The sequence below is a fragment of the Dehalococcoidia bacterium genome, assembly GCA_030018455.1.
Lineage (GTDB): Bacteria > Chloroflexota > Dehalococcoidia > DSTF01 > JALHUB01 > JASEFU01.
Genome location: JASEFU010000007.1, coordinates 96,115 through 115,730 on the forward strand (window position 1 = coordinate 96,115; position 19,616 = coordinate 115,730).

Annotated in this window: 15 protein-coding genes and 1 pseudogene; 10 read left to right on the plus strand and 6 right to left on the minus strand. The window is 66.1% G+C overall.

Going from position 1 to position 19,616, the window contains the following annotated elements; translation table 11 throughout:
* Complete coding sequence (locus QME71_09145) at positions 1-882, plus strand: alpha/beta hydrolase (GenBank protein MDI6858464.1); 882 nt, start codon at positions 1-3, stop codon at positions 880-882.
* A gap of 347 nt (positions 883-1,229) precedes the next feature.
* Complete coding sequence (locus QME71_09150; protein ID MDI6858465.1) at positions 1,230-3,323, plus strand: FG-GAP-like repeat-containing protein; 2,094 nt, start codon at positions 1,230-1,232, stop codon at positions 3,321-3,323.
* Between the two features lie 17 nt (positions 3,324-3,340).
* On the opposite strand, the gene QME71_09155 is transcribed toward QME71_09150, so the two are convergent.
* Entirely contained in the window at positions 3,341-3,982 is a 642-nt protein-coding gene (locus QME71_09155; GenBank protein ID MDI6858466.1) for an HAD family phosphatase, read from the minus strand.
* Positions 3,983-4,354: 372 nt separating this feature from the next.
* Here QME71_09155 and acs point away from each other — a divergent pair, with 372 nt between their 5' ends.
* The gene (acs, locus tag QME71_09160) at positions 4,355-6,280 is read left to right on the plus strand and encodes an acetate--CoA ligase (GenBank protein MDI6858467.1); all 1,926 of its coding nucleotides are present in this window, start codon (positions 4,355-4,357) and stop codon (positions 6,278-6,280) included.
* Between the two features lie 171 nt (positions 6,281-6,451).
* Positions 6,452-7,408, plus strand: a complete 957-nt coding sequence (locus tag QME71_09165) for a cohesin domain-containing protein (protein MDI6858468.1) — start codon at positions 6,452-6,454, stop codon at positions 7,406-7,408.
* Between the two features lie 208 nt (positions 7,409-7,616).
* On the opposite strand, the pseudogene QME71_09170 reads toward QME71_09165, so the two are convergent.
* Positions 7,617-8,108, minus strand: a pseudogene (locus QME71_09170) (NADH-quinone oxidoreductase subunit B family protein).
* A 182-nt stretch (positions 8,109-8,290) separates the two neighbouring features.
* Between QME71_09170 and QME71_09175 the strand changes: the two are divergent.
* Positions 8,291-8,938: an ArsR family transcriptional regulator gene (locus QME71_09175; GenBank protein ID MDI6858469.1), complete on the plus strand. Its 648-nt coding sequence runs from the start codon at positions 8,291-8,293 to the stop codon at positions 8,936-8,938.
* Positions 8,939-9,012: 74 nt separating this feature from the next.
* Here QME71_09175 and QME71_09180 read toward each other — a convergent pair whose 3' ends face one another.
* Positions 9,013-10,113 (minus strand): potassium channel protein, encoded by a 1,101-nt coding sequence (locus QME71_09180; GenBank protein MDI6858470.1) that lies wholly within the window; start codon positions 10,111-10,113, stop codon positions 9,013-9,015.
* Between the two features lie 178 nt (positions 10,114-10,291).
* On the opposite strand from QME71_09180, the gene QME71_09185 reads away from it, so the two are divergent.
* The 4 genes from QME71_09185 to QME71_09200 all read left to right on the plus strand — a co-directional run bounded on the left by QME71_09185 (position 10,292) and on the right by QME71_09200 (position 14,981).
* Positions 10,292-11,293, plus strand: coding sequence for a carbohydrate kinase family protein (locus QME71_09185; protein MDI6858471.1), 1,002 nt, complete (start codon positions 10,292-10,294; stop codon positions 11,291-11,293).
* Positions 11,290-12,111, plus strand: coding sequence for a formyltransferase family protein (locus tag QME71_09190; protein MDI6858472.1), 822 nt, complete (start codon positions 11,290-11,292; stop codon positions 12,109-12,111). The genes QME71_09185 and QME71_09190 overlap by 4 nt, the downstream gene beginning before the upstream one ends.
* Positions 12,108-13,211, plus strand: a complete 1,104-nt coding sequence (locus QME71_09195) for a hypothetical protein (GenBank protein ID MDI6858473.1) — start codon at positions 12,108-12,110, stop codon at positions 13,209-13,211. Before QME71_09190 ends, QME71_09195 begins: the two co-directional genes overlap by 4 nt.
* Positions 13,212-13,364: 153 nt before the next feature.
* Entirely contained in the window at positions 13,365-14,981 is a 1,617-nt protein-coding gene (locus QME71_09200; GenBank protein MDI6858474.1) for a hypothetical protein, read from the plus strand.
* Positions 14,982-15,045: 64 nt separating this feature from the next.
* Here the strand turns inward: QME71_09200 and QME71_09205 are convergent, their stop codons facing one another.
* On the minus strand, positions 15,046-15,873 hold the full coding sequence (locus QME71_09205; protein ID MDI6858475.1) for a class I SAM-dependent methyltransferase: 828 nt from the start codon (positions 15,871-15,873) through the stop codon (positions 15,046-15,048).
* Between the two features lie 12 nt (positions 15,874-15,885).
* Here QME71_09205 and QME71_09210 point away from each other — a divergent pair, with 12 nt between their 5' ends.
* Positions 15,886-16,860 carry a serine hydrolase gene (locus QME71_09210; protein MDI6858476.1) on the plus strand — a complete coding sequence of 325 codons (975 nt, stop codon included), beginning with the start codon at positions 15,886-15,888 and terminating at the stop codon, positions 16,858-16,860.
* 164 nt (positions 16,861-17,024) lie between these two features.
* On the opposite strand, the gene QME71_09215 is transcribed toward QME71_09210, so the two are convergent.
* Together QME71_09215 and QME71_09220 are read right to left on the minus strand one after the other, a co-directional pair.
* On the minus strand, positions 17,025-18,239 hold the full coding sequence (locus tag QME71_09215) for a CoA transferase (protein MDI6858477.1): 1,215 nt from the start codon (positions 18,237-18,239) through the stop codon (positions 17,025-17,027).
* Positions 18,240-18,255: 16 nt separating this feature from the next.
* Positions 18,256-19,461 (minus strand): CoA transferase, encoded by a 1,206-nt coding sequence (locus tag QME71_09220; protein MDI6858478.1) that lies wholly within the window; start codon positions 19,459-19,461, stop codon positions 18,256-18,258.
* Positions 19,462-19,616: the final 155 nt, after the last annotated feature.

Genomic DNA, 19,616 nt, shown 5'->3' on the forward strand with positions numbered 1-19,616 from the left:
ATGGCGGACGAGCCGTGGAGCCACAGGTCCGCGGAGACCAACGGCATACGCATGCACTACGTGGAGCAGGGCGAGGGCTTCCCCGTGCTCCTGCTGCACGGCTTCCCCGAATTCTGGTACTCGTGGCGCTTTCAGATCCCCGCGCTCGCGGCTGCCGGCTTCCGCGTCATCGCGCCTGACCTGCGGGGCTACGGCGACACGGACGTCCCCGAGGGTATTGAGTCCTACACCATCCACCACCTCGTCGGCGATCTCACGGGCCTCCTCGACGCCCTCGGCCTCGAGAAGGCGGTCATCGTCGGCCACGACTGGGGCGGCATCATCGTCTGGCAGTGGGCGCTGCTGGCGCCGGAGCGGGTCGAGCGCGTGATCTCGCTCAACACGCCGTTCACCAATCGCGGCTCGCGGCGGCCTACCGACGCCATGAAATTGCTCCCCGACGGCCGCTTCAACTACATCCTCTACTTCCAGGAGCCGGGACGGGCCGAAGCTGATATCGGGGCGGACCTTGAGAGGTTCCTAGAGAGCACGATGCGGCGGATCGCCGTCAACGACGCCTTCATCACCCCGGAAGTGGTGGCGGCGTTCGCGGCCGCCTTCCGCAAGAGCGGCCTCACCGGTCCTATCAACTACTACCGCAACATCGACCGCAACTGGGAGTTGACAGCTTATCTCCGTGGCCGTAAAGTCACCGTGCCGTCGCTGATGGTCTGCGCCGAGGGCGACCCCATCCTCAAGGCCGAGACGGCGCAGGGGATGGAGCGCTGGGTGCCTAACCTCAGGGTGGAGACGATCAGGGAGTGCGGCCACTGGACACAGCAGGAACGCCCGGAGGAGGTCAACCGCCTTATCATCGACTTCCTGGCAGAGTTGCGGTCCTAACGCAGGAGCTGTGGCCGGTCTAGAAGTGCGGCGTGAAAGCGCCCCGAGCGTTCAACTACACCCCAGCCTGAAGGCCGGGGCATAAGGAACGGAAGAATGAGGCCGGCGATCGCATTCGAAGGACCGCGCGGAGCCGTGTGGAGCAGAGATGCCGCGTCCTTTGGGGCGCGGTGCTGAGAAACGAAGTTGGAGCGCTCTGCGTGGTCATACGAGGCAGAATTCGCCAGGGCGTAGTCGAGGAGCGTTAAGCCGCAAGCCGCCCGCAGGCGTGTAACAACCTTCCCCGCCGATACGTTGCTGTTCTGGACGGCCCCGTTCGCCGTCCCTTGACCGGGAAGGAGAACGCCTTGCTTTCTTCCCGCCGGGCGCCGCTTCTGCCGATGCTCTGCGTCTTGGCCGCCGCGGCCTTGCTCGCCGATGGCGCCCGCGCCGGCTTCGGCGACGCCATCACGCTCCGGTCGACGACGCCGCAAGCCTATTCATACTTCGGATTCGCGGTAACGGGCGGCGATTTCGACGGCGACGGTTACGATGAGGTCGCCGTGGCCGCTCCCTACGCATCCGTCGACGGCCTCGCCAACGCGGGAGAGGTCAACGTCTTCGCCGCCCCAACGCTCGCCGCCGGCCCGACCCTGCGCCAGCCCGTGCCCGAAAGTGGGGCGCGTTTCGGTTGGGCGCTCGCCGCCGGCGACATGGACGGCGACACGCTGGACGACGTCATCGCCGGCGCCCCATACGCCGACGTCGGCGCCACCGATGGCGCGGGGCGCGTCTTCATCATGCGCGGCCCGGACTTCTCCGCCGTCACTGCCATCGACAACCCGTCGCCGGAGACTAACGCCCGCTTCGGCGGTGCCCTCGCCACCGGCGACGTCAATAACGATTCCCACCTCGACCTTGTCGTGGGCGCGCCGGAAACGCCGGTGAGCGGTCTGACGCGGGCCGGGAAGACCTTCGTCTTCCTTGGGCCCGGCTTCACCTCGTACTACTCCCTTCAGGACCCGCAGCCCGAGGCCCAGGCCTATTTCGGCCGCGCGGTCGCTACCGGGGATCTCGAGGGCGACGGCGACGACGATGTCATCGTCGGCGCGCCCGACTCAGACGTGGCGGGCGGCTTCGTCGATGCCGGCCAGGCCTTCGTCTTCGTCGCGCCCGCTCTCGGCGCGCCCTCCCTCCTGCAAGACCCCGAGCCGATGAGCGGGGCCTTCTTCGGGCGGGCCGTCACGTCCGGCGATTTCGATGGCGACGGCGATGACGACGTGATGGTGGGCGCTTATGGTTCCGACGTGCTGCCGCACGCCTGCGCCGGCCAGGTGTTTGTCTTCGCGGCCCCCTCGCTCCAGTTCTCGAAGATGCTGCAGGAGGTCGTCCCCGAGCTCGACGCCTACTTCGGCTTTGCGCTCACCACGGGGGACGTCAACAACGACGGCTACGCCGATGCCGTCATCGGGGTGCATGACGCCGACTCCGGCGGCCTGGCGGCGACCAGCGGCGGCGAGGCGTATATCTATCTCGGCCCGGCGCTCGACGAGTTCATCTTCTTCGAGGACCCGCAGCCGGAGCGATTCGCCTTCTTCGCCCGCGCCATCGCTTTGGCGGACGTGAGCGGAGACGGACAGGACGATTTCATCGCCGGGGCGCCGTGGTCGGACGTCGGGACGTCGCTCGACGCCGGCGAAGCGTTCGTGTTCCTCGCCGAGCCCGATGCCGACGGCGACACAGTCTCCGATGACGAAGACAACTGCCCCCTCGTCTTCAATCCCGATCAGGCCAACACGCTTCTCGGCCGCATCGACAACGGCCCCGTCGTTCCCGGAGACGACGTCACGAACCCCTACGAAGACCGCGTCGGCGACGCTTGCGACGATGACGCCGATAACGATCTGCTGCCAGACGCGGACGAGGCTGCCCATTCGACGAATCCCGCCCTCCGCGACAGCGACGGTGACCGCGTCATCGACGGGGCGGAGGTCCTCCTCGGCAGCGATCCCCTTGATGCCGGTAGCCGGCCTTCGTGCTCGCTGCCCTCTGACGCGGACAGGGACTGCCTGCCCGCCGCCGTCGAGGCCATCCTCGGCTCGAGCGATTCCCTGAAGGATAGCGACGGCGACGGCATAGGGGACGGAATTGAGGTCAGAGGATGGGGGACATCGCCGACACTTCCCGATAGCGACGGGGACGGCTGCGACGATGATAAGGAGATCGCCGACGTCAACGGCGACGCTATGGCGAACGGCCTGGACTACGTGCGCGTTCTCCAGAGGGTGTTCGCCGTCCAGGACGATGACCCCGCCGACGGCGACCCCGTACCCGATCCTTACCCTCAGGTCAGTCCCGCGTTCGACCTCAACAAGGACGGGATGATGAACTCCCTCGATGCCGTCATTGCCGCTCTGAACTCGAGCCTCGTCGAGCCTCCCTCCGCCTGCGATTGCCGTTGACAGCGGGCCGTTGAGCGTCAGACGCCGAGGAATGAGTAGACTTCGCTTTCCCCCAGGCTTCTCACGACAATGTCCGCCTCTCGTAGCGTCTCCGGCGCCCTGCCCGCCGCCAGCCCAATGCAGCGCATGCTGGCTCGTTTGGCCGCCTCGACGCCGCCGGGAGCGTCCTCGATAACCACGCACCGCTCCGGCGGCACCCCCAGCCGCTCCGCGGCGAGGAGATACCCCTGCGGGTCGGGCTTGCCGCGGGGCGCATCCTCTTCCGCGATCAGCGTGTCGAAGTAGGGCCGCGCGCCCAGACTATCGAGTATCGTTTCCACGTTCTGCCGCGGCGCGGAAGACACTATCGCCATCTTCTTGCCTGCCTCGCGCAGTCGCTCCAGCAGCGGCAGCGCGCCCGGATTGGCCCGCATCCCGCGGCTGATCGCTGAGCGAAAGAGTTCCTCCTTCGCGCGCGCCAGCTCCTCCACGCGCTCCTCCGGCAGCTCTCCCAGGATGTCGCGCAGGATCGCCGCATTCCTGAGGCCGAAAGTGCGGACGAAATCGTCCTCGCTGATCTCCTTGCCCTCGCGGCGAAACAGCTCACGCCACGCCTGGAAGTGGTACGGCGCGGTATCAGCGAGCACGCCATCGAGGTCCCAGAGGACGGCTTCGGTCATCGCATTCTCATTCGCGTAAACGCCGGCTCTCCTCACCGGGCTGCCGACGACTCGAGCTGCAAGTCCGGCGCGCGATCAGGAGCTAGGTAATTGCGCGTAGACTTTCCGGCGCGAATTGCGTATAGCATTTTAACCCGACTGATGTTAGTCTGAAATCGAGGGCTGATTCGGGCCGCCAACAAAAGGGCGCCGAAGAAGCCGGTAATGCGCTCAGGCGTTGCCAAACCCTGGTAAGGGCGCAGAAGGTCCTGTAGCGGGCGCTGCGCCCGGGAAACTGGTTCTTGCCCAGTCGCGCAAGTGATTCTCGCGCGTGGGTGCGGCGGAGCTTTGTGTCCGCGGCGCCCCGCGGCGGACTAAAGGAGGTACGCTGACTTGACTGGTTCTCCGCAGAGCAACGGCACGATCGAATACTGGCCCCGCCGGAGATACTTCGATCTCTACGAAAAGTCCATCGAAGACCCGGAGGAGTTCTGGGCAGAGGAGGCTCGGAAACTGGAGTGGTTCAGGACGTGGGACAAGGTGCTGGAATGGGACGAACCGTTCGCGAAATGGTTCATCGGCGGTGAGCTCAACGCTTCCTACCTATGCGCCGACCGGCACGCCGAAGGCCCGCGAAGAAACAAGGTGGCCTACTACTGGGAGGGGGAGCCGGGCGACACGCGCGTGATTAGCTACGCCGAGCTGACCCGAGATGTCAACAGGTGCGCCTCGATGCTGAAGAAGCTCGGCGTCGGCAAAGGCGACAAGGTCGGCATCTACCTGCCCATGATCCCTGAACTGCCGATTGTCATGCTCGCCTGCGCCCGCCTCGGGGCAGTGTTCACCGCCGTCTTCTCCGGCTTCACCGCGCAGGCGCTCGCCGACAGGCTCAACGACCTGGAGGCGAAGGTCCTGGTCACGGCCGACGGCGGCTTCCGCCGTGGAAGCACCTTCCCTCTGAAGAAAGTCGCCGACGAGGCGATGAAGCTTTCCCCCACCGTTCAGAAGCAGGTGGTGGTGAAGCGCGCCGGCGTCGACGTCGAGATGGCCGAAGGGCGCGACTTCTGGTACCACGAGCTCATCGCCCAGGCGGAGGAATATGTTGAGCCTGTGCCGGTGGAGTCGAGCCATCCCCTGTATATCCTCTACACGTCAGGCACCACCGGCAAACCGAAGGGGGTGGTCCACTCCACCGGCGGCTACATGGTCTACACCCACTCCACGTTCAAGTGGGTCTTCAACGTCGAAGAGAACGACGTTTACTGGTGCACCGCCGACATCGGCTGGGTCACCGGCCACAGTTACATCGTCTTCGCCCCCCTCGCTTACGGCGCCACCAGCGTGATGTACGAGGGTGCGCCCAACCACCCGGACCTCGGCCGCTGGTGGGAGATCATCCAGAAATACCGCGTCAACGTACTCTATACCTCTCCTACCGCCATTCGCATGTTCATGCAGGCGGGGGCTGAGTGGCTGGAGAAGTACGACCTCAGCAGTTTGAGGCTCCTCGGAAGCGTCGGCGAAGCCATCAACCCCGAAGCGTGGCTCTGGTACTGGAACCACGTCGGAAAGGGCCGCTGCCCCATCGTCGACACGTGGTGGCAGACGGAGACGGGAGGGATCCTGATCTCGCAGGCGCCGGCTATCCAGATGCCGCCGCTCAAGCCCGGCTCCGCCAGCTTCCCGCTTCCCGGCATCGTGCCGGAAGTGGTCAACGAGAGCGGCAACAAGGTGGCTGCAGGCGAGAAGGGGCTGCTCGTCATCAAGAAGCCCTGGCCGGGCATGCTGATGACGCTCTACAAGGACGAAGAGCGCTACAAAGACGCCTACTGGCGTCGCTTCCCCGGCAACTACCTTACCGGCGACTACGCGATCCAGGACAGCGACGGCTACTTCTGGCTCCTCGGCCGCGCCGACGAGGTCATCAAGGTCGCCGGCCACCGACTCGGCACCCTCGAGCTCGAGAACGCGGCCGTCTCCTACCCGGCCGTGGCCGAAGCGGCGGCCATCGCCAAGCCGGACGAGGTGAAGGGCGAGGCGATCACCATCTTCGCCATCCTCAGGGAAGGCTACCAGCCCTCGAGCGAGATGGAGAAGGAGATCAAGGCCCACATCCGGGCGACTATGGGCCCGATCGCCACGCCTGAAAAGGTGATCCTGGTGAAGAAGCTGCCGAAGACGCGGAGCGGCAAGATCATGCGGCGTCTTCTCAAAGCGGTCGCCATGGAGGCGCCTATCGGCGACGCCACCACCCTCGAGGACGGGGCCTCCATCGAAGAGGTGAAGGCAGCGTACGAGGAGCTAAAGACGGAGGTCTAGACGCGACGGCCGCGACGTACGGACGCCGCTTCAACATAAACATGATGGTCGAGGGCGGAGCAGGTCTCCGCCCTCATTGTTTTCCAGGGGCCTCTTTCCCCGCCTCCGTCCTGTCGAACCGTTCTCCGCCTGCCGATACAGATACAGACGCATCTAGCGGGAGGACTGCTCATGCCCCGGAGGCAGCGATGGCTGCTCTGGCCGGCGAAGGCTGCTCTGGCAGCGGCGTTCGTGCTTCTTGCTTTCGGCCCGCTGCCGGGCAGCGGCACCGATGCCGCAGGCCCCGCCGTCGCCGTCGACCCCGCTACCAGCAGCATCGTTGTGGGGGAGACGACGGACGTGTCCATACGCATCAGCGATGTCACCAACCTCTACAGCGCCTCGTTCCACCTCACGTTCGACCCGGCTGTCCTGGAAGTGGTCGATGCCAATCTCAGCCGCGACGGCGTGCAGGTGTACGCTGGCACGTTCCCCGGCCCGTCGGAGGGCCCCGGCGAGATCGTCACCAACGCGGCCGATAACGCCGCCGGCACGGTCGATTACGACTTCACTCTCATTCAGCCTGCTCCGCCCGCCAGCGGCTCGGGCGTCCTTGCCGTTATCCGCTTTCAGGCGAAGGCTACGGGCACGAGCGCCCTCTCCATAACGAGCGCCCTCCTCTGGGACCCCCAGAATGAGCCGATAGCGGCTGAAACGAGTGGCGGGAGCGTCGAGGTCGCGGCAGCGCCCACGAGCACGGCCACGCCCGCGCCACCGACGCCTACGCCCACCGGCGCGGCGACCGCCACCCGCACGAGCACCCCTCAGCCGACGGCTACGGGCACCGTCACACCTCAGCCCACGGGGACGGCGACGCCAAAGCCCACCGGCACCGCCACCTCCACGCCTTCGCCCGCGCCGCAGTCGAGCGTTGCCACGCCGACGCCCACGCCGGAAGCGGCGGTGGTAGCCGCTGCCGCCAACGCGACGGCTCAGAACCTGCCCTCTGCCGGTACCGCGGGCAGCCCCTCGCAGCTCTGGCGCTGGTTCTTCTTGTTTGGCGCCCTGATACTCGGCCTCTCGACCTGGGCCTTCACCTTCCGCTTCTACGCCCAGCAGAAGGAAAGCGAGCGCTTCTGGCACCGCTAATCTGGAGGCGGAGACGGCGGAACAAACCCGTGGCTGCGGGACAGGACGCCTGCGTGCAATGGGTTGAAGGGGGTAGAAGGAGAGAGTCCTACTTTCCGGCGTAGGGCGGGAACAGCGACTCCAGCTCTTTGCGGATCGGGTCGTCCGGCGGGAGGTAGGCGCTGAAATCGCCCGAAGGCTCGTCGCGCTGCCAGCGCCCTTCCGCCGCCTCGCGCTTGATCTTCTCCTGGAGCATCATCAGCCCCGTCAGCAGCGACTCCGGCCGCGGCGGACAACCGGGCACGAAAACGTCGACAGGGATGACCGTGCGGACGCCTGGCAGCGTGCTGTAGCCGTAGGCGAACGGGCCGCCGGTAATGGCGCAACCGCCCATCGCCAGCACCCACTTTGGCTCCGCCATCTGGAGATAGACGCGTCGTATCGAGGGGGCGAGTTTCCACGTTATCGTGCCCGCGACGATCATGAGGTCAGCCTGCCGGGGCGAAGCGCGCATCACCTCCATGCCAAACCGCGCCATGTCGTAGCGCGAGGTGGCCATGGCTATCATCTCTATGGCGCAGCAGGCCTGCCCCCACATGATCGGCCAGACCGACGAGCGGCGCGCCCACGCCGTCAGCGCCTCAAGCGAGGCGATCAGCACGTTGTGGCGCACTTCTTCCGCCAGGTCAGGGATCCGGGGTGGTGGGTCTGCTATGGTCATCTCTCTCTCGCTTTCCAATGATATGGCCGCTGCCGCTTGTGAACAACCCCGCGCGTCCCCCAATAGGGCGCGACGATATGTGCTGATAAAAGCATGAAAAGCGCATCAAGTTTGACAGCAGGCCCCTGTTACTGGTACATTTGTCTCGCAGCTTAGCTATTCTCAGATTCCAAGCGGTCGAAATGGAAAGCACCCGCCAGACGCTCCTCGAGATACTGCGGCGGCGCAAGCACGCCACGGTCGACGAACTAACGAAGGAGCTGCACCTCGCCCCCGCTACCATCCGCCGGCACCTCGACATCCTCATGCGCGACAACTACGTTAGCATGGTCCAGAAGCGTCGTAACGTCGGCCGGCCCCATTACGTCTTCTCCCTCACCGAGCACGGCGAGGACCTCTTCCCTCGAAGCTACATCCGCCTGACGAACCGGATCATCGACGAGCTGGTGACGCTGAAGCCCGACGAGACGAAGGGAAAGAGCGGCGTCGACCTGGCGGAAGTCATCTTCGAGAAGATGGCCGACCGCGTGGCCGAGACCTACGCGGGGCGCATCACCGGCCGGACGCTAAAAGAGCGGGTGGGGGAGGTTACCGCCCTTCTCGCCGGGGAAGGGCTCGTCTTTGAGGCCCGGAAGACGAAGGACGGCTATCTACTGCTGGGTCACGGCTGTCCCTGTCCCCGAATCGCCAACGAGCACAGCGAAGTCTGTGCGCACGATCAGCGGCTCCTGGCGCGGCTACTGAGAGCGGAAGTGCAGCCCGTCGGCGTCTCCACGGAGGACGAGGCCAGCAGTTGCGCCTATCTGGTCAAAGACAAGACCGGCTCGTAACCCCTTAGTGCCGCGCGACCGGCCCGCTACTCTGCGATGTCTCACGGGGCCGGAGTTGTTCGCGGCCGCGGCTGTTATCCTGCCCGTCTTTCTTCGACCGGCGCTGCGCCGCCGTCCGCCTCCTGCCGGAGTCGCAGCGGCGTCAGGCTCTTCTCCTCCCCGAGCACGATCAGGCAGTCGCCGGCCTGCAGCTGCCTGTCTCCCTGCGGCCCCACCGTCAACTGCCCGTCCGCCGTCTGCACGGCCAGGACCGCCTTCAGGCCGGGCCGCCCCCGCAGCATCTCCTCAACCGTGAGACCCTCCATGTTCGACCCCTCGTCGATGCGCATCTCCGCCACCCAGCGGTTGCCCGGCATCGAGTCGACGAAATCGGCGTCGGAGGAATAGAGCGCGGCGAAGGCGATGGTACGTCCGCCGATGCGATAGGGTGAGATGACTTTGTCGGCTCCTGCCTGGCGCAGGCGCTCCTCGCCGATAGGCGAGCCGGCCCGCGCGACAATGAACAGCCCCGGCTTGAGGGAACGCGCGCACAGGGTGATATAGGTGTTCTCGGCGTCGCTGCCCACGGCCGCGATCAGTCCGCGCGCACGGCGGGCCCCGGCAGCCAGCAGCGCCTCCTGAGAGGTCGCGTTCTCGGCTATATAGAGATAGCCGAGGGTTCGCGCCCGCTCCTGGTTCTCGGGATCGCTCTCGATCACGACGAACGGCACTCGCTGGGCTTCCAGCTCCTGAGCGACCTCCTGTCCCACGCGGCCGAAACCGCAGACAACGTAATGTCCCCGCAGGGAGTCGATCTTGGTCCTCATCTTTCTAACCCCCAGGACTTCCCGCAGGTGTCCCTCGAACACCGCCTGAATTGTGGCGTTGAGCACGTAGAGTACCGCGCCCACGCCGAACACAATGAGGAAAATGCTGAATATCACTCCCCCCGTCGAAAGGGGATGGATCTGCCCGTAGCCGACGGTGGAAAGGGTGATGGCCGTCATGAACAGGGCATCGAGGAGGGGCCAGCCCTCGATCAGCATGTACCCCGTCGTGCCCAGCGCCAGCAGGGAAGCGAAAACCGCCGCGCCGAACGCCGCCCGCCGTAAATGGGGGTCGTCGGCGAGACGCCTGATCACAACCGATCCCGCCGCCGCCGCCAGCCGCTTCTCCCTCCGGATATACTCGTCCATGTCCCTGCTGCCTGGTTTTCGTCTGCGCGGAGTCGTGTCTTCCCCGGCGTGGGAAGGCCGGCCGCATCGCTGCTACTCCTTTTGGCATACGCCTCTAGGTGGTTATCGGTAACGCGCGCGTCCGGCTGCACCGCAGCACACCCTTGCGCCTCGCCCTGCTATAATGTGGGAGCGCTCGATGATAGACGTAATCGGTTTCGGCGCCATCAACGTCGACGAGACGTATTTCGTCCCTTCCCTAACGGCAGTCTCCGGCCTGCGGATGCTCTCGGGCTCCGAGCAGACCATAAGCCGCAGGGAGTACGGGCGGTTGGCCGCGCGACTTAAGAAGGCGGGCGTGAGCCCCGCGCAGTCCGGCGGCGGACAGGCGGCCAACGCCGCCTACGCCCTCGCCCGGCTCGGCTTCCGGACGGCGATGATAAGCAGCGTGGGCGCGGACCCCGAAGGCGAGCGGCTGCTGGCGGACCTGGCGCCCGTCGATGTCTCGCAGGTCTTGCGTGGCGGACGCAGCGCCCGGTGTGTCGTCATCGTCGACGAGAGCGGGGAGCGCACGTTGCGCGTCCTTCCCGCCGCCGACCCTCCGGCGCTCGATCCCGTGGCCACTTGGCGCTCGCTCGGCGGTGCCCGCTGCCTCCACATCACGTCGCTCGCCCGCGCGGGGGAGCTGGCGACGCAGCTCGCGCTCGTGAAGGCGTTGCCGGATGACGTGACGCTGAGCTTCGACCCCGGCGAGCTGTACTGCAGGCTGGGGACGGAAGCGCTTGCCCCCGTCCTGAAACGGACCGACGTGCTGTTTCTGAACGAGCGCGAGGCAGAGCTACTGACCGGCAAGCCCACATTCGACGGCTGCTACCGGCTGCTCAGGCGTGAGGGCGCCGTCGTCGCGGGCAAGAAAGGGAGGCGCGGCGTCGAGATCATCGGGCGCGACGAGCGATTCGAGCTGCCTGCCCGCGTGGCCGCCGCTGTCGACCCCACCGGCGCGGGCGACGTCTTCGCCGCCGGATTCCTCGCCGGTCTTCTCCTCGACCTCGACCTGCGACGGTGCGCCGTCCTCGGCAGCGAGGCGGCGGCGCGCAGCGTCACCGGCTACGGACGCGCCGGCTATCCCGGACGCGAGTTGCTGGAAACGCTCCGCCCGGCAGCGCCTGTCGAGCCGAGAGCGAAAGGGGGCCCTGTGTGACGCTACGCATCGGTTGGTTCTCCACCGGCCGCGACGAGGATGCCATCGATATCCTGGCCCGCGTCCACCGCGCAATCTCCGAGGGCAGCCTCGATGCCCGCATTGAGTACGTCTTCTGCAACCGCGAGCGCGGCGAGGCGGAGATAAGCGACCGCTTTCTCGATTTCGCCGCTTCGCTCGGGCTGCCGGTCGTCTGCCGGTCCTCCGCTCGCTTTCGCCCCGACCTGCGAAAGAATGATCGCGCGTGGTGGCGCCGCCTGTACGATGAGGAAATCCTCCCCCTTATCGCTCCCTTCCAGGTCGATGTCTGCGTGCTCGCCGGCTACATGCTCATCGTGAGCGATGTCCTGCACTCGCGCTATGCGGCGCTGAACCTGCACCCCGCGACGCCCGACGGGCCGAAAGGGGCGTGGGAAGACGTCATCTGGCAACTCATCGCCGACGAAGAGGACGAAGCGGGCGCGATGGTCCACGTCGCGACCTCGCAGCTTGATAGAGGCCCCGTCCTCGGCTATTGCTCGTTCCCCATCAAGGGCGGCGACTACGCTCCTTTGTGGGCCGCGCTCAGCGAGAAGCTGCGCGACGCCTCGCTGGACGAGATCAGGTCGAACGAGGGCTACGAGGAGCCGCTTTTCGCCGCCATCCGCCGCGATGAATTCCGGCGCGAGGTGCCGCTGCTCATCGCCACCCTCTCCATGGTCGCCGCCGGGCGCATCGTCCTCAAGGACGGCGGCGTGTACGTTGACGGGAAGCCTTCGACGCAGGGGCTATGCCTGAACGATCTCGTCGAGGCGCAACTGGCGAAAGAACAACCATGACGCCCCGCTCCGTCCAACTCGACTCCGACTGCGAGGGCCCCCTCTGCCTGAACGATAACGCCTTCGAGGTCTGCCGTCGCTACATCCCCGACGGCGACCGCTTCTTCAGCCAGGTGAGCCGCTACGACGACTACCTGGCCGACATCGTGCGCAAGGACGGCTACGAGGCGGGGAGCACGCTCAGGCTCGTCGCCCCCTTCCTCAAGGCGTTCGGCCTCACCAACGATGAAATGCTCGCGTTCTCGCGTCGCAATATCGGCATGGTGCGCGGCGCCGCCGAGATGTTCCAGGAAGCGCGTTCATCGAGCATCGAAGCGTTCGTGGTCAGCACCAGCTATCAGCAGTTCGCGCACGCGGTGGCGGAGGAGCTGCGCATCCCTTTCGACCGCGTCTATTGCACCCCGTTCGACCTTGAGGCCGCGCCGCTGCCGCCTGATGAGATAGAGGAGCTGCGCGACCTCGCCCGCCAGGCCGCCTCGCTGCCGCCGCTTGAGCTGCCCGATGCGGCGGACGAGCCGCTGTCCGGCGAGGCGCTGGGAACGATCGCTTTCATGGATGAACTGTTCTGGCAGAAGCTGCCGCGCATGCGGGCGCAGGCGCTCATCGATTCCGTGCGACTGGTCGGCGCGGAGGGCAAGGCAAGGGCGATTCGAGACAGCTTGGCCCGCACGGGCAACCCTATCGACCGCCTGCTCTACGTTGGTGACAGCATCACCGACGTCAAGGCGTTCGACCTGGTCCGGGAGGGCGGCGGGCTGACGGTCGCTTTCAACGGCAACCGCTACGCCGTCGACGCCGCCGAAATCGCCTGCGCCGCCGACGACGCAGTAGCCACCTCCATCGTCGTTGACGTCTTCGTCCGTCGCGGCAAGGACGGCGTCTTCGAGCTGGCGGAGGCGTGGCCGGCTGAGCAGGACGCGCAGGTCCGCCTCCTCGAGCGCATGGGCGTCTCGCCCGCCGTCGCCGCGCGCCTCCGCTCGCTGCAAACGCGCGGCATCGGCATCTACCGCATCACCGACGAGTCGAAGGAGCGCGCGCGGACGCGGAGCATGGAGATGCGCGTCCTCCTTCGAGGCGAGCACATCGGCGCCCTGGGCTAGACCCCGAAGGAGCCTCGGCGCTCCCCTTGACAACTGTGGTATATTCCAATCGGCGGGTGGTTCTTTTCTTCGGGCGGGCCTGGAAATGGCTGCGGCCCACGCCTCCTTGTGTTGTGAGCGGTCGGTTGGGAAGCCTCGAAAGGAGGTCCCCCCATGGCGAAAGGATTCTCGCTCCTCTGCCTCTTGCTGTCTCTGGCGGCGCTCGTCGCTCTGTATCGGACGACCCTTTCCTCGCAGGACGCCCCGTCCGTTTCGGCGCAGGCCGGCCCGGCCCTCTCCCTCGACATGGAGACATCCGACGGCCCCTGCACCGACATCGATGCGACGGCCTTCCATGATCCGGGCACAATCTACGACATCGGCCTCTGCGTGTCGGGCCTTTACGCTGCGGGCGGCGGGTTTACCGGGACAGGGATAGGCACGCTCGCCTTCGATGTCCTCTACAACGACCTGTTGAACGTGGCGCCCGAGGTGGCGAACAGCGGGAACGGGCTCGACGACAACCCCGACGCCAACGCCGGCACGACGACGTGGGGCGACAGCCTGGGAACGGGGTGGGACTGTTCCTACGGCGGTTTGGCTTACCCGACGGGCGACAAGAATCCGGCGAGCGGGCCGGGCAATGGCGACGCGTATATTACATGTAACAGCCTGGCCGGCCCCTGGACGCTGGGAGATGACGAGACGAGCGGCGTCATTGCCGTAATCCACTTCCAGGCCATCGCCAGCGGGGAGGACTCCCTGACTATCGCCAACGGCCTGCTTGCCTTCCCCGATGCGACCGAAATGGGCACGTGCAACCCTGGGGTCATCGAACCCATGCCCTGCACCGGCGGCGAAGACATCAAGCCTGCGCCTACTCCTTCCCCTTCCCCGACCGACACGCCCGCCCCAACGATGACCCTCACGCCCACGGAAACGCACACGCCCACGGAAACGCCTCTGGCCACAAATACGCCTACCGTCACTCCCACGCCTTCCGCCGGCGATACGGACGGAGACACCGTCCCCGACATCTATGACAACTGCCCTACCTACTTCAACCCCAGCCAGGCCAACAGCGACGCCCTGCCGATCGAGAACAGCCCCAACGTCCCCGGCATCGACCGCACAGTCCCGATGACCGATGCGCTGGGCGACGCCTGCGATAGCGACGACGACAACGACCAGTGGCCCGACATCTTCGAGGCGATGGGCTGCGGCAGCGGCCCCACCGACCGCGGCGGCGACGTCGCTTATGACGACAACGAGAACGGCGATTGCGCCCTGCCCATGGGCACCGACATCTTCGACGACGGTCCAAGCTGGGACACCGACGGCGACACTGTCCTCGACGGCCTGGAGTGCGTGATGGGGTACGACCCGAACAGCTACGCCAGCAAGCCCCCCGGCATACCCGCAAACGATGCCGACAAGGACGGGCTTCCCGCAAATATCGAGGATGCCCTGGGCTGCAGCGACGCAAATAAGGACACCGACGGCGACGGTATATTCGACGGCGTGGAGGTCAAGGGCTGGGGCACGTCATGCATCAGCAAGGACAGCGATGCCGACGGGTGCGAGGACTGGATCGAGATCGTCGACATCAACGGGGACGGCCAGGCCAACTCCCTCGACCTGAACCGCATCATGGGCATGGTGGTGGGTATCCTGCCGCCGCACCCCGCGCTGGACATCAACAAGGACGGCGTCTTCAACAGGCTTGATCACACTCTTGCCGTTTATAACTCGGTGATTTTCCGCCCGCATGCCGCCTGCCCGGTCTATTGACGGGGTCTGAACACGGCAATAGCGAGGGCTGTCCCATCGGGGCGGCCCTCTCGCTTTCGGTTTGCTACGCGGGCGGTTTCCGCGCGTAGACCACGAAGCTCTTCGGGAAGAAGCGGTTGCCCGCCTCGTCGAGGACGTGGTAGAGGAGCGAGTACGGCTCGCTGTTGGAGCGCTCGCGCCATCGATTGAGCGCATCGACGCCGCGTTCGCCTAGCGCCGGGCAAGCGTCGAGCAGGAACAGGAGCAGCCAGTACGCCGCTTCGACGGAGTTCCGCCGCCGCGTAGCGTATACCTGCAGCCCCGCGTCCTCTACGGCGCGCACGATCCCCCTTCTGCTGAAGATGCGACGGTGGCCCCAGGGGTCGGTGCGGTACATCTCCGACAGGTTGAAGATCAGGAGCTCGGGCAGCGGGTCCGGCACGCTTATGACAGACCGTCCGCCCCGTCGGAGCACTCTGGCTACCTCTCGCAACGCTAGCCGGTAGTCGGCGAGATGCTCCAGCGTCTCGGTGCAGCTTACGAAGTCGAACGTTTCCTCGTCGAATGGGAGGCGCCCCGCGTCGCCGACGATCAAGTCCGCGCGACATCCCCCGCCCTCAATGAGCCGTCGCGCCCGCGGCAGGTCCCGGTCCACGAGATCGATCCCGGTCACGCGGCAGCCGCGACGCGCCTGTCTCAGCATCAGGCGGCCAACCCCGCAGCCGACATCGAGTACGCGGTCGCCCGCCCTCACCCCCAGCAGGTCGAGGTCGACCACCTCCAGCCGCCGGAGCACGTTGGCGGGCGCGCGATGCGCCCCTCGCCGTTCAGTCGCCAGAATACGGTGCTGCAATAGAAAAGTAGTATTCCGCTTGATCTGATTATCGCTTTTGTCTTGACTGATGTGGTACATTTACGTCCGGTCATGGGCTACGTCGGAAGGAACCGAGACAACGCCTCTTTCGCCACCCTCGCGGCCGTGGCCATACTTGCGTCTCTTCTCTCTATCTACTGGTTCACCCCGATCTCTTCCGGCAACCCTGTGGTCTGCGACGACTGCGCGCCCGCGCCCGCGATATCGGTGTCGAAGGCGGGAGCCGGAGGCGGCTCCGACGCCGGCGCGCCTGCCGTCGGCGAAATCTCGCCCGTCGCGACGCCGGTGATAAGCGCAAAGGCGGGCGCAATCGTGGACGACCGCTGCGGCAGGCTCATCTTCTCGAAAGAAGCGCACCGGCGCCTCGCTCCCGCCAGCCTCACGAAGATCGCCGCCGCCATAGTGGCCCTCGAGGCCGCCGATGTCAACAAGCTGGTCGACGTGGACGTTGACGGCTTCTACTATGGCGACAGCACGGTCATGGGGCTGGAGACGGGGATGCGTCTCACGCTGCGCGATCTCCTCTACGGCCTGCTGCTGCCTTCGGGGAACGACGCCGCTGTGGCCATCGCCCGCCACGTCGCCGGCGACGTGCCCGCTTTCGTCGCCCGCATGAACGCGAAGGCGAAGTCGCTCGGCCTCGCCGATACGCATTTCACCAACCCGCACGGACTCGACGCCCCGGGCCACTATTCGTCGGCGTACGACATGGCTATCCTCGCTCGCTACGCGATGAAGAACCCACTCTTCGCCGAGATCGTGCGGACGAAGACCTGGCAGCCGCAGTGGCCGGGGCCGGAGCTCTGGAACGGCAACCTTCTCCTCTGGCTCTACCCCGAAAGCGACGGCGTGAAAATCGGCTGGACGGAGGGCGCAGGCCAGACGATGGTCGCCACCGCGGCGAGCGGCGGGCGGCGCCTCTTCGTTGCCCTGCTCGGCAGCCAGGACCGCTACACCGACGCCATAAGGCTGCTGGACTGGGGTTTTCAGCAGCCGGAGGAGGCGTGTAACGTGGGCGGGTGGTAGGGTTGGCACTGCGCATGTCTTACCGGCAAGAGCGAGGCGCTCTACGGCCCGCACAGCGATAGTACGGCCGCCCGCGCCGCGGAAGTGACAAACATGAGCCCCAGCCTGAAGGTTGGGGCATCAACCGGCAAAGCAATCTGGTTCCCTTGAGGAGCGGGGGCGGCCTAGTACACCACCTGCTCTTCGGCCAGCTTTTCGATCTCCTCTTTCGACATCCCGACCAGCTCGCCGAGCACGTACTCGTTGTCCTGCCCCAGCAGCGGCCCGTGCCGCCTGATCTCCGCCGGCGTCTTCGACAAACGCCACATGGGAGCGACGACCATCTTCTCGCCCATAAGCGGGTGCTCCACGGGCGTGAGCGTGCCGCGCGCTTTCACCTGCTCGTCCTGCACCAGCGACGGCCCGTCGTAGACCGGCATGGCCGCCACACCCGCCTTCTGCAGCGTCTCGACGATCTCGTGCTGGTCGTGCGCTGACGTCCACTCGCCGATGACGGCGTCCAGCGCGTCCTGGTTCTGCCAGCGGCTCAGGCAGTCGGCGAAGCGCTCGTCTTCCTTCAACCGCTTGTCGCCGATAGTCTCGCAGAGCGCCCGCCACTCCTCGTCGCTGCCGACGGCTATGCTGACCCACTGGTTCTCGCCCTTGGAGCGGTAGCATCCGTGAGGAGCCATGAACTTGCTGCGGTTGCCCATTCGCGGAGGCACGCGCCGGTTCATGCTGTAGTCCAGGAACACGTCGCCCATCAGCGCGCTCACCGCTTCCGCCGAGGAGAGGTCGATGTACTGTCCTTTGCCCGTCCGCTTGCGATAGTGGAGCGCGGCGAGTACGGCGAAAGCCGACGTGCTGCCCACGCGGAGGTCGATCGAGCCCATGAGGGGCGCGGGACGCCCGCCCGGTCGGCCGGTGATGTACGCAAGTCCGCCCATCGCGGCGAAAGTCGGCGCGTAGCCGGTATACGACCGCTCGGGTCCCGTGCCTCCAACGGCAGACGAGGACAGCATGATGATGTCCGACTTGACCTGGCGCAGCGCCTCGTAGCCCAGCCCCAGCCTGTCCATCACGCCCGGCCGCATGTTCTCCATTACGACATCGCTCACCTTCACGATCGCCTTCGCTATCTCGACGGCGCGGGGCTGGCTCAGGTTCAGGGTGACGCTCAGCTTGTTGAGGTTCAGCGTGTTGAAGATGAAGGAACTGTCGGGGCCGACCATCGGCCCGGCTACGAGCGAGCGCAGGCGCGAGTGGTCGAGCCGGCGACGGCTTTCCACTTTGATCACTTCGGCGCCCATGAGGGCAAGTATGAGGCTCGCCTGCGGGCCCGCCCACGCCCAGGTGAAGTCGACTACCCTTATGCCTTCGAGAGGCGCCTTCTTCGACACTTCCGTCTTCCGCTCCTTAGATCACGCCCGCTGCGGCCAGGCGCACCAGCTCCTGGCGCGAGTAGCCGAGCCGTCCGCAATAGATCTCCTCGTTGTGCTGCCCCAGCATGGGCGCCGGGCGCGTCGCCTGCCACGGCGTCTCCGACAGCTTGTAGGCGGCTGTCGGGTACTCCAGCTTGCCCGCGACCGGGTGCTCGATCTCGGCGAAGAAGCCGCGCAGCCGCGCCTGCTCCCAGTTGAACACCTCTTCCGGCGAGCGCACCGCCGCCAGGGGCACGCTGTGCTTCTGCGCCAGGTGATAGACTTCGTCTTTCGTGAACTGCGCGATCCATTCGTCGACCCGCGGTTGCAGCTCCTCGACGTGCTGCGAGCGGCCGAACTCAGTCGCGTACTCTTCGTTCTGCGCCCACTCGGGGTTGCCCATCGCCTCGACAAGCCCCTGCCACTGGTGGTCCTGCGGCAGGACGAGGATGACGTAGCCGTCCTTGCACTGCATCAGCCCGCCGACCTGCTTTCCGAAGCGGGCGGGCGCGCGCGAGCCATCGGCGAAGCGGGAGATGTCTACGCGCTCCAGCCCTATCAGCGTCTCCTGTTTTGATACGTCGACGTATTGCCCCTCGCCGATGAGCATCCGCCCGAACAGGGCGCCGAGCACGGCGATGGCGGCGTTCAGCCCGCTATCGTACTCGGCGGTGAACCCGCCGGGTGGCACCGGGTCACGCCCCGGCTCATCGAACTGGGCAACGAAGAACTGCGTCGTGTGAGCGCTGGCGTGACAGAGGTTGAGGGTGTAGCACCGGTAGTCGCGGTAGGGCCCGTCCTGCCCGAAGGGGGTGATGGACGCCATGATAAGGCCGGGATTCTCTCCGCTCAGGGTCTCGTAATCGAGACCGAGTTGCCGCATGCCGCCGGGCGGCAGGTCCTCGATCAGGACGTCGGTGTCTGCGGCCAGCTCGCGGAAGATGCGTCTGCCGGTAGCAGTGCGGGGGTCGAGCGTGATCCCCAGCTTGTTCGTATTGACATAAAGAAAGAGGCCGCTCTTCTCGGGGTGGGGGACGTCGTCGGGGAACGGGCCCACGCGGCGCGCCGGGTCGCCGCCTGACGGCTCCTCGATCTTTATCACCTCGGCTCCCATATCGGCGAGGAGCTTGCCGCAGTAGGGGCCGGCCACCATCTGGCAGTATTCGAGTACCCTGACCCCTTCCAGGGCCCGTTCGGTCATCTCCTTGCGCCTTCTACCGGGGTGTCACCGTTGCGTTTATTGAGGAAGAGTCCGCTCCGTATTCGTAATCTATCACAGCCCCGCTTTAAAACGAAAACCCATGTACTCGTCCGGTACATTCCGTACACTCACCCCCTTTCCGCTTGTTTCTTGAG

Excerpts from the sequence above, each read along its gene's own strand:
- QME71_09145 (MDI6858464.1), top strand. The coding sequence starts at position 1 with ATGGCGGACGAGCCGTGGAGCCACAGGTCCGCGGAGACCAACGGCATA.
- QME71_09155 (MDI6858466.1), bottom strand. The coding sequence starts at position 3,982 with ATGACCGAAGCCGTCCTCTGGGACCTCGATGGCGTGCTCGCTGATACC.
- QME71_09165 (MDI6858468.1), top strand. The coding sequence starts at position 6,452 with ATGCCCCGGAGGCAGCGATGGCTGCTCTGGCCGGCGAAGGCTGCTCTG.
- QME71_09175 (MDI6858469.1), top strand. The coding sequence starts at position 8,291 with ATGGAAAGCACCCGCCAGACGCTCCTCGAGATACTGCGGCGGCGCAAG.
- QME71_09180 (MDI6858470.1), bottom strand. The coding sequence starts at position 10,113 with ATGGACGAGTATATCCGGAGGGAGAAGCGGCTGGCGGCGGCGGCGGGA.
- QME71_09185 (MDI6858471.1), top strand. The coding sequence starts at position 10,292 with ATGATAGACGTAATCGGTTTCGGCGCCATCAACGTCGACGAGACGTAT.
- QME71_09195 (MDI6858473.1), top strand. The coding sequence starts at position 12,108 with ATGACGCCCCGCTCCGTCCAACTCGACTCCGACTGCGAGGGCCCCCTC.
- QME71_09200 (MDI6858474.1), top strand. The coding sequence starts at position 13,365 with ATGGCGAAAGGATTCTCGCTCCTCTGCCTCTTGCTGTCTCTGGCGGCG.
- QME71_09205 (MDI6858475.1), bottom strand. The coding sequence starts at position 15,873 with ATGTACCACATCAGTCAAGACAAAAGCGATAATCAGATCAAGCGGAAT.
- QME71_09210 (MDI6858476.1), top strand. The coding sequence starts at position 15,886 with ATGGGCTACGTCGGAAGGAACCGAGACAACGCCTCTTTCGCCACCCTC.
- QME71_09220 (MDI6858478.1), bottom strand. The coding sequence starts at position 19,461 with ATGACCGAACGGGCCCTGGAAGGGGTCAGGGTACTCGAATACTGCCAG.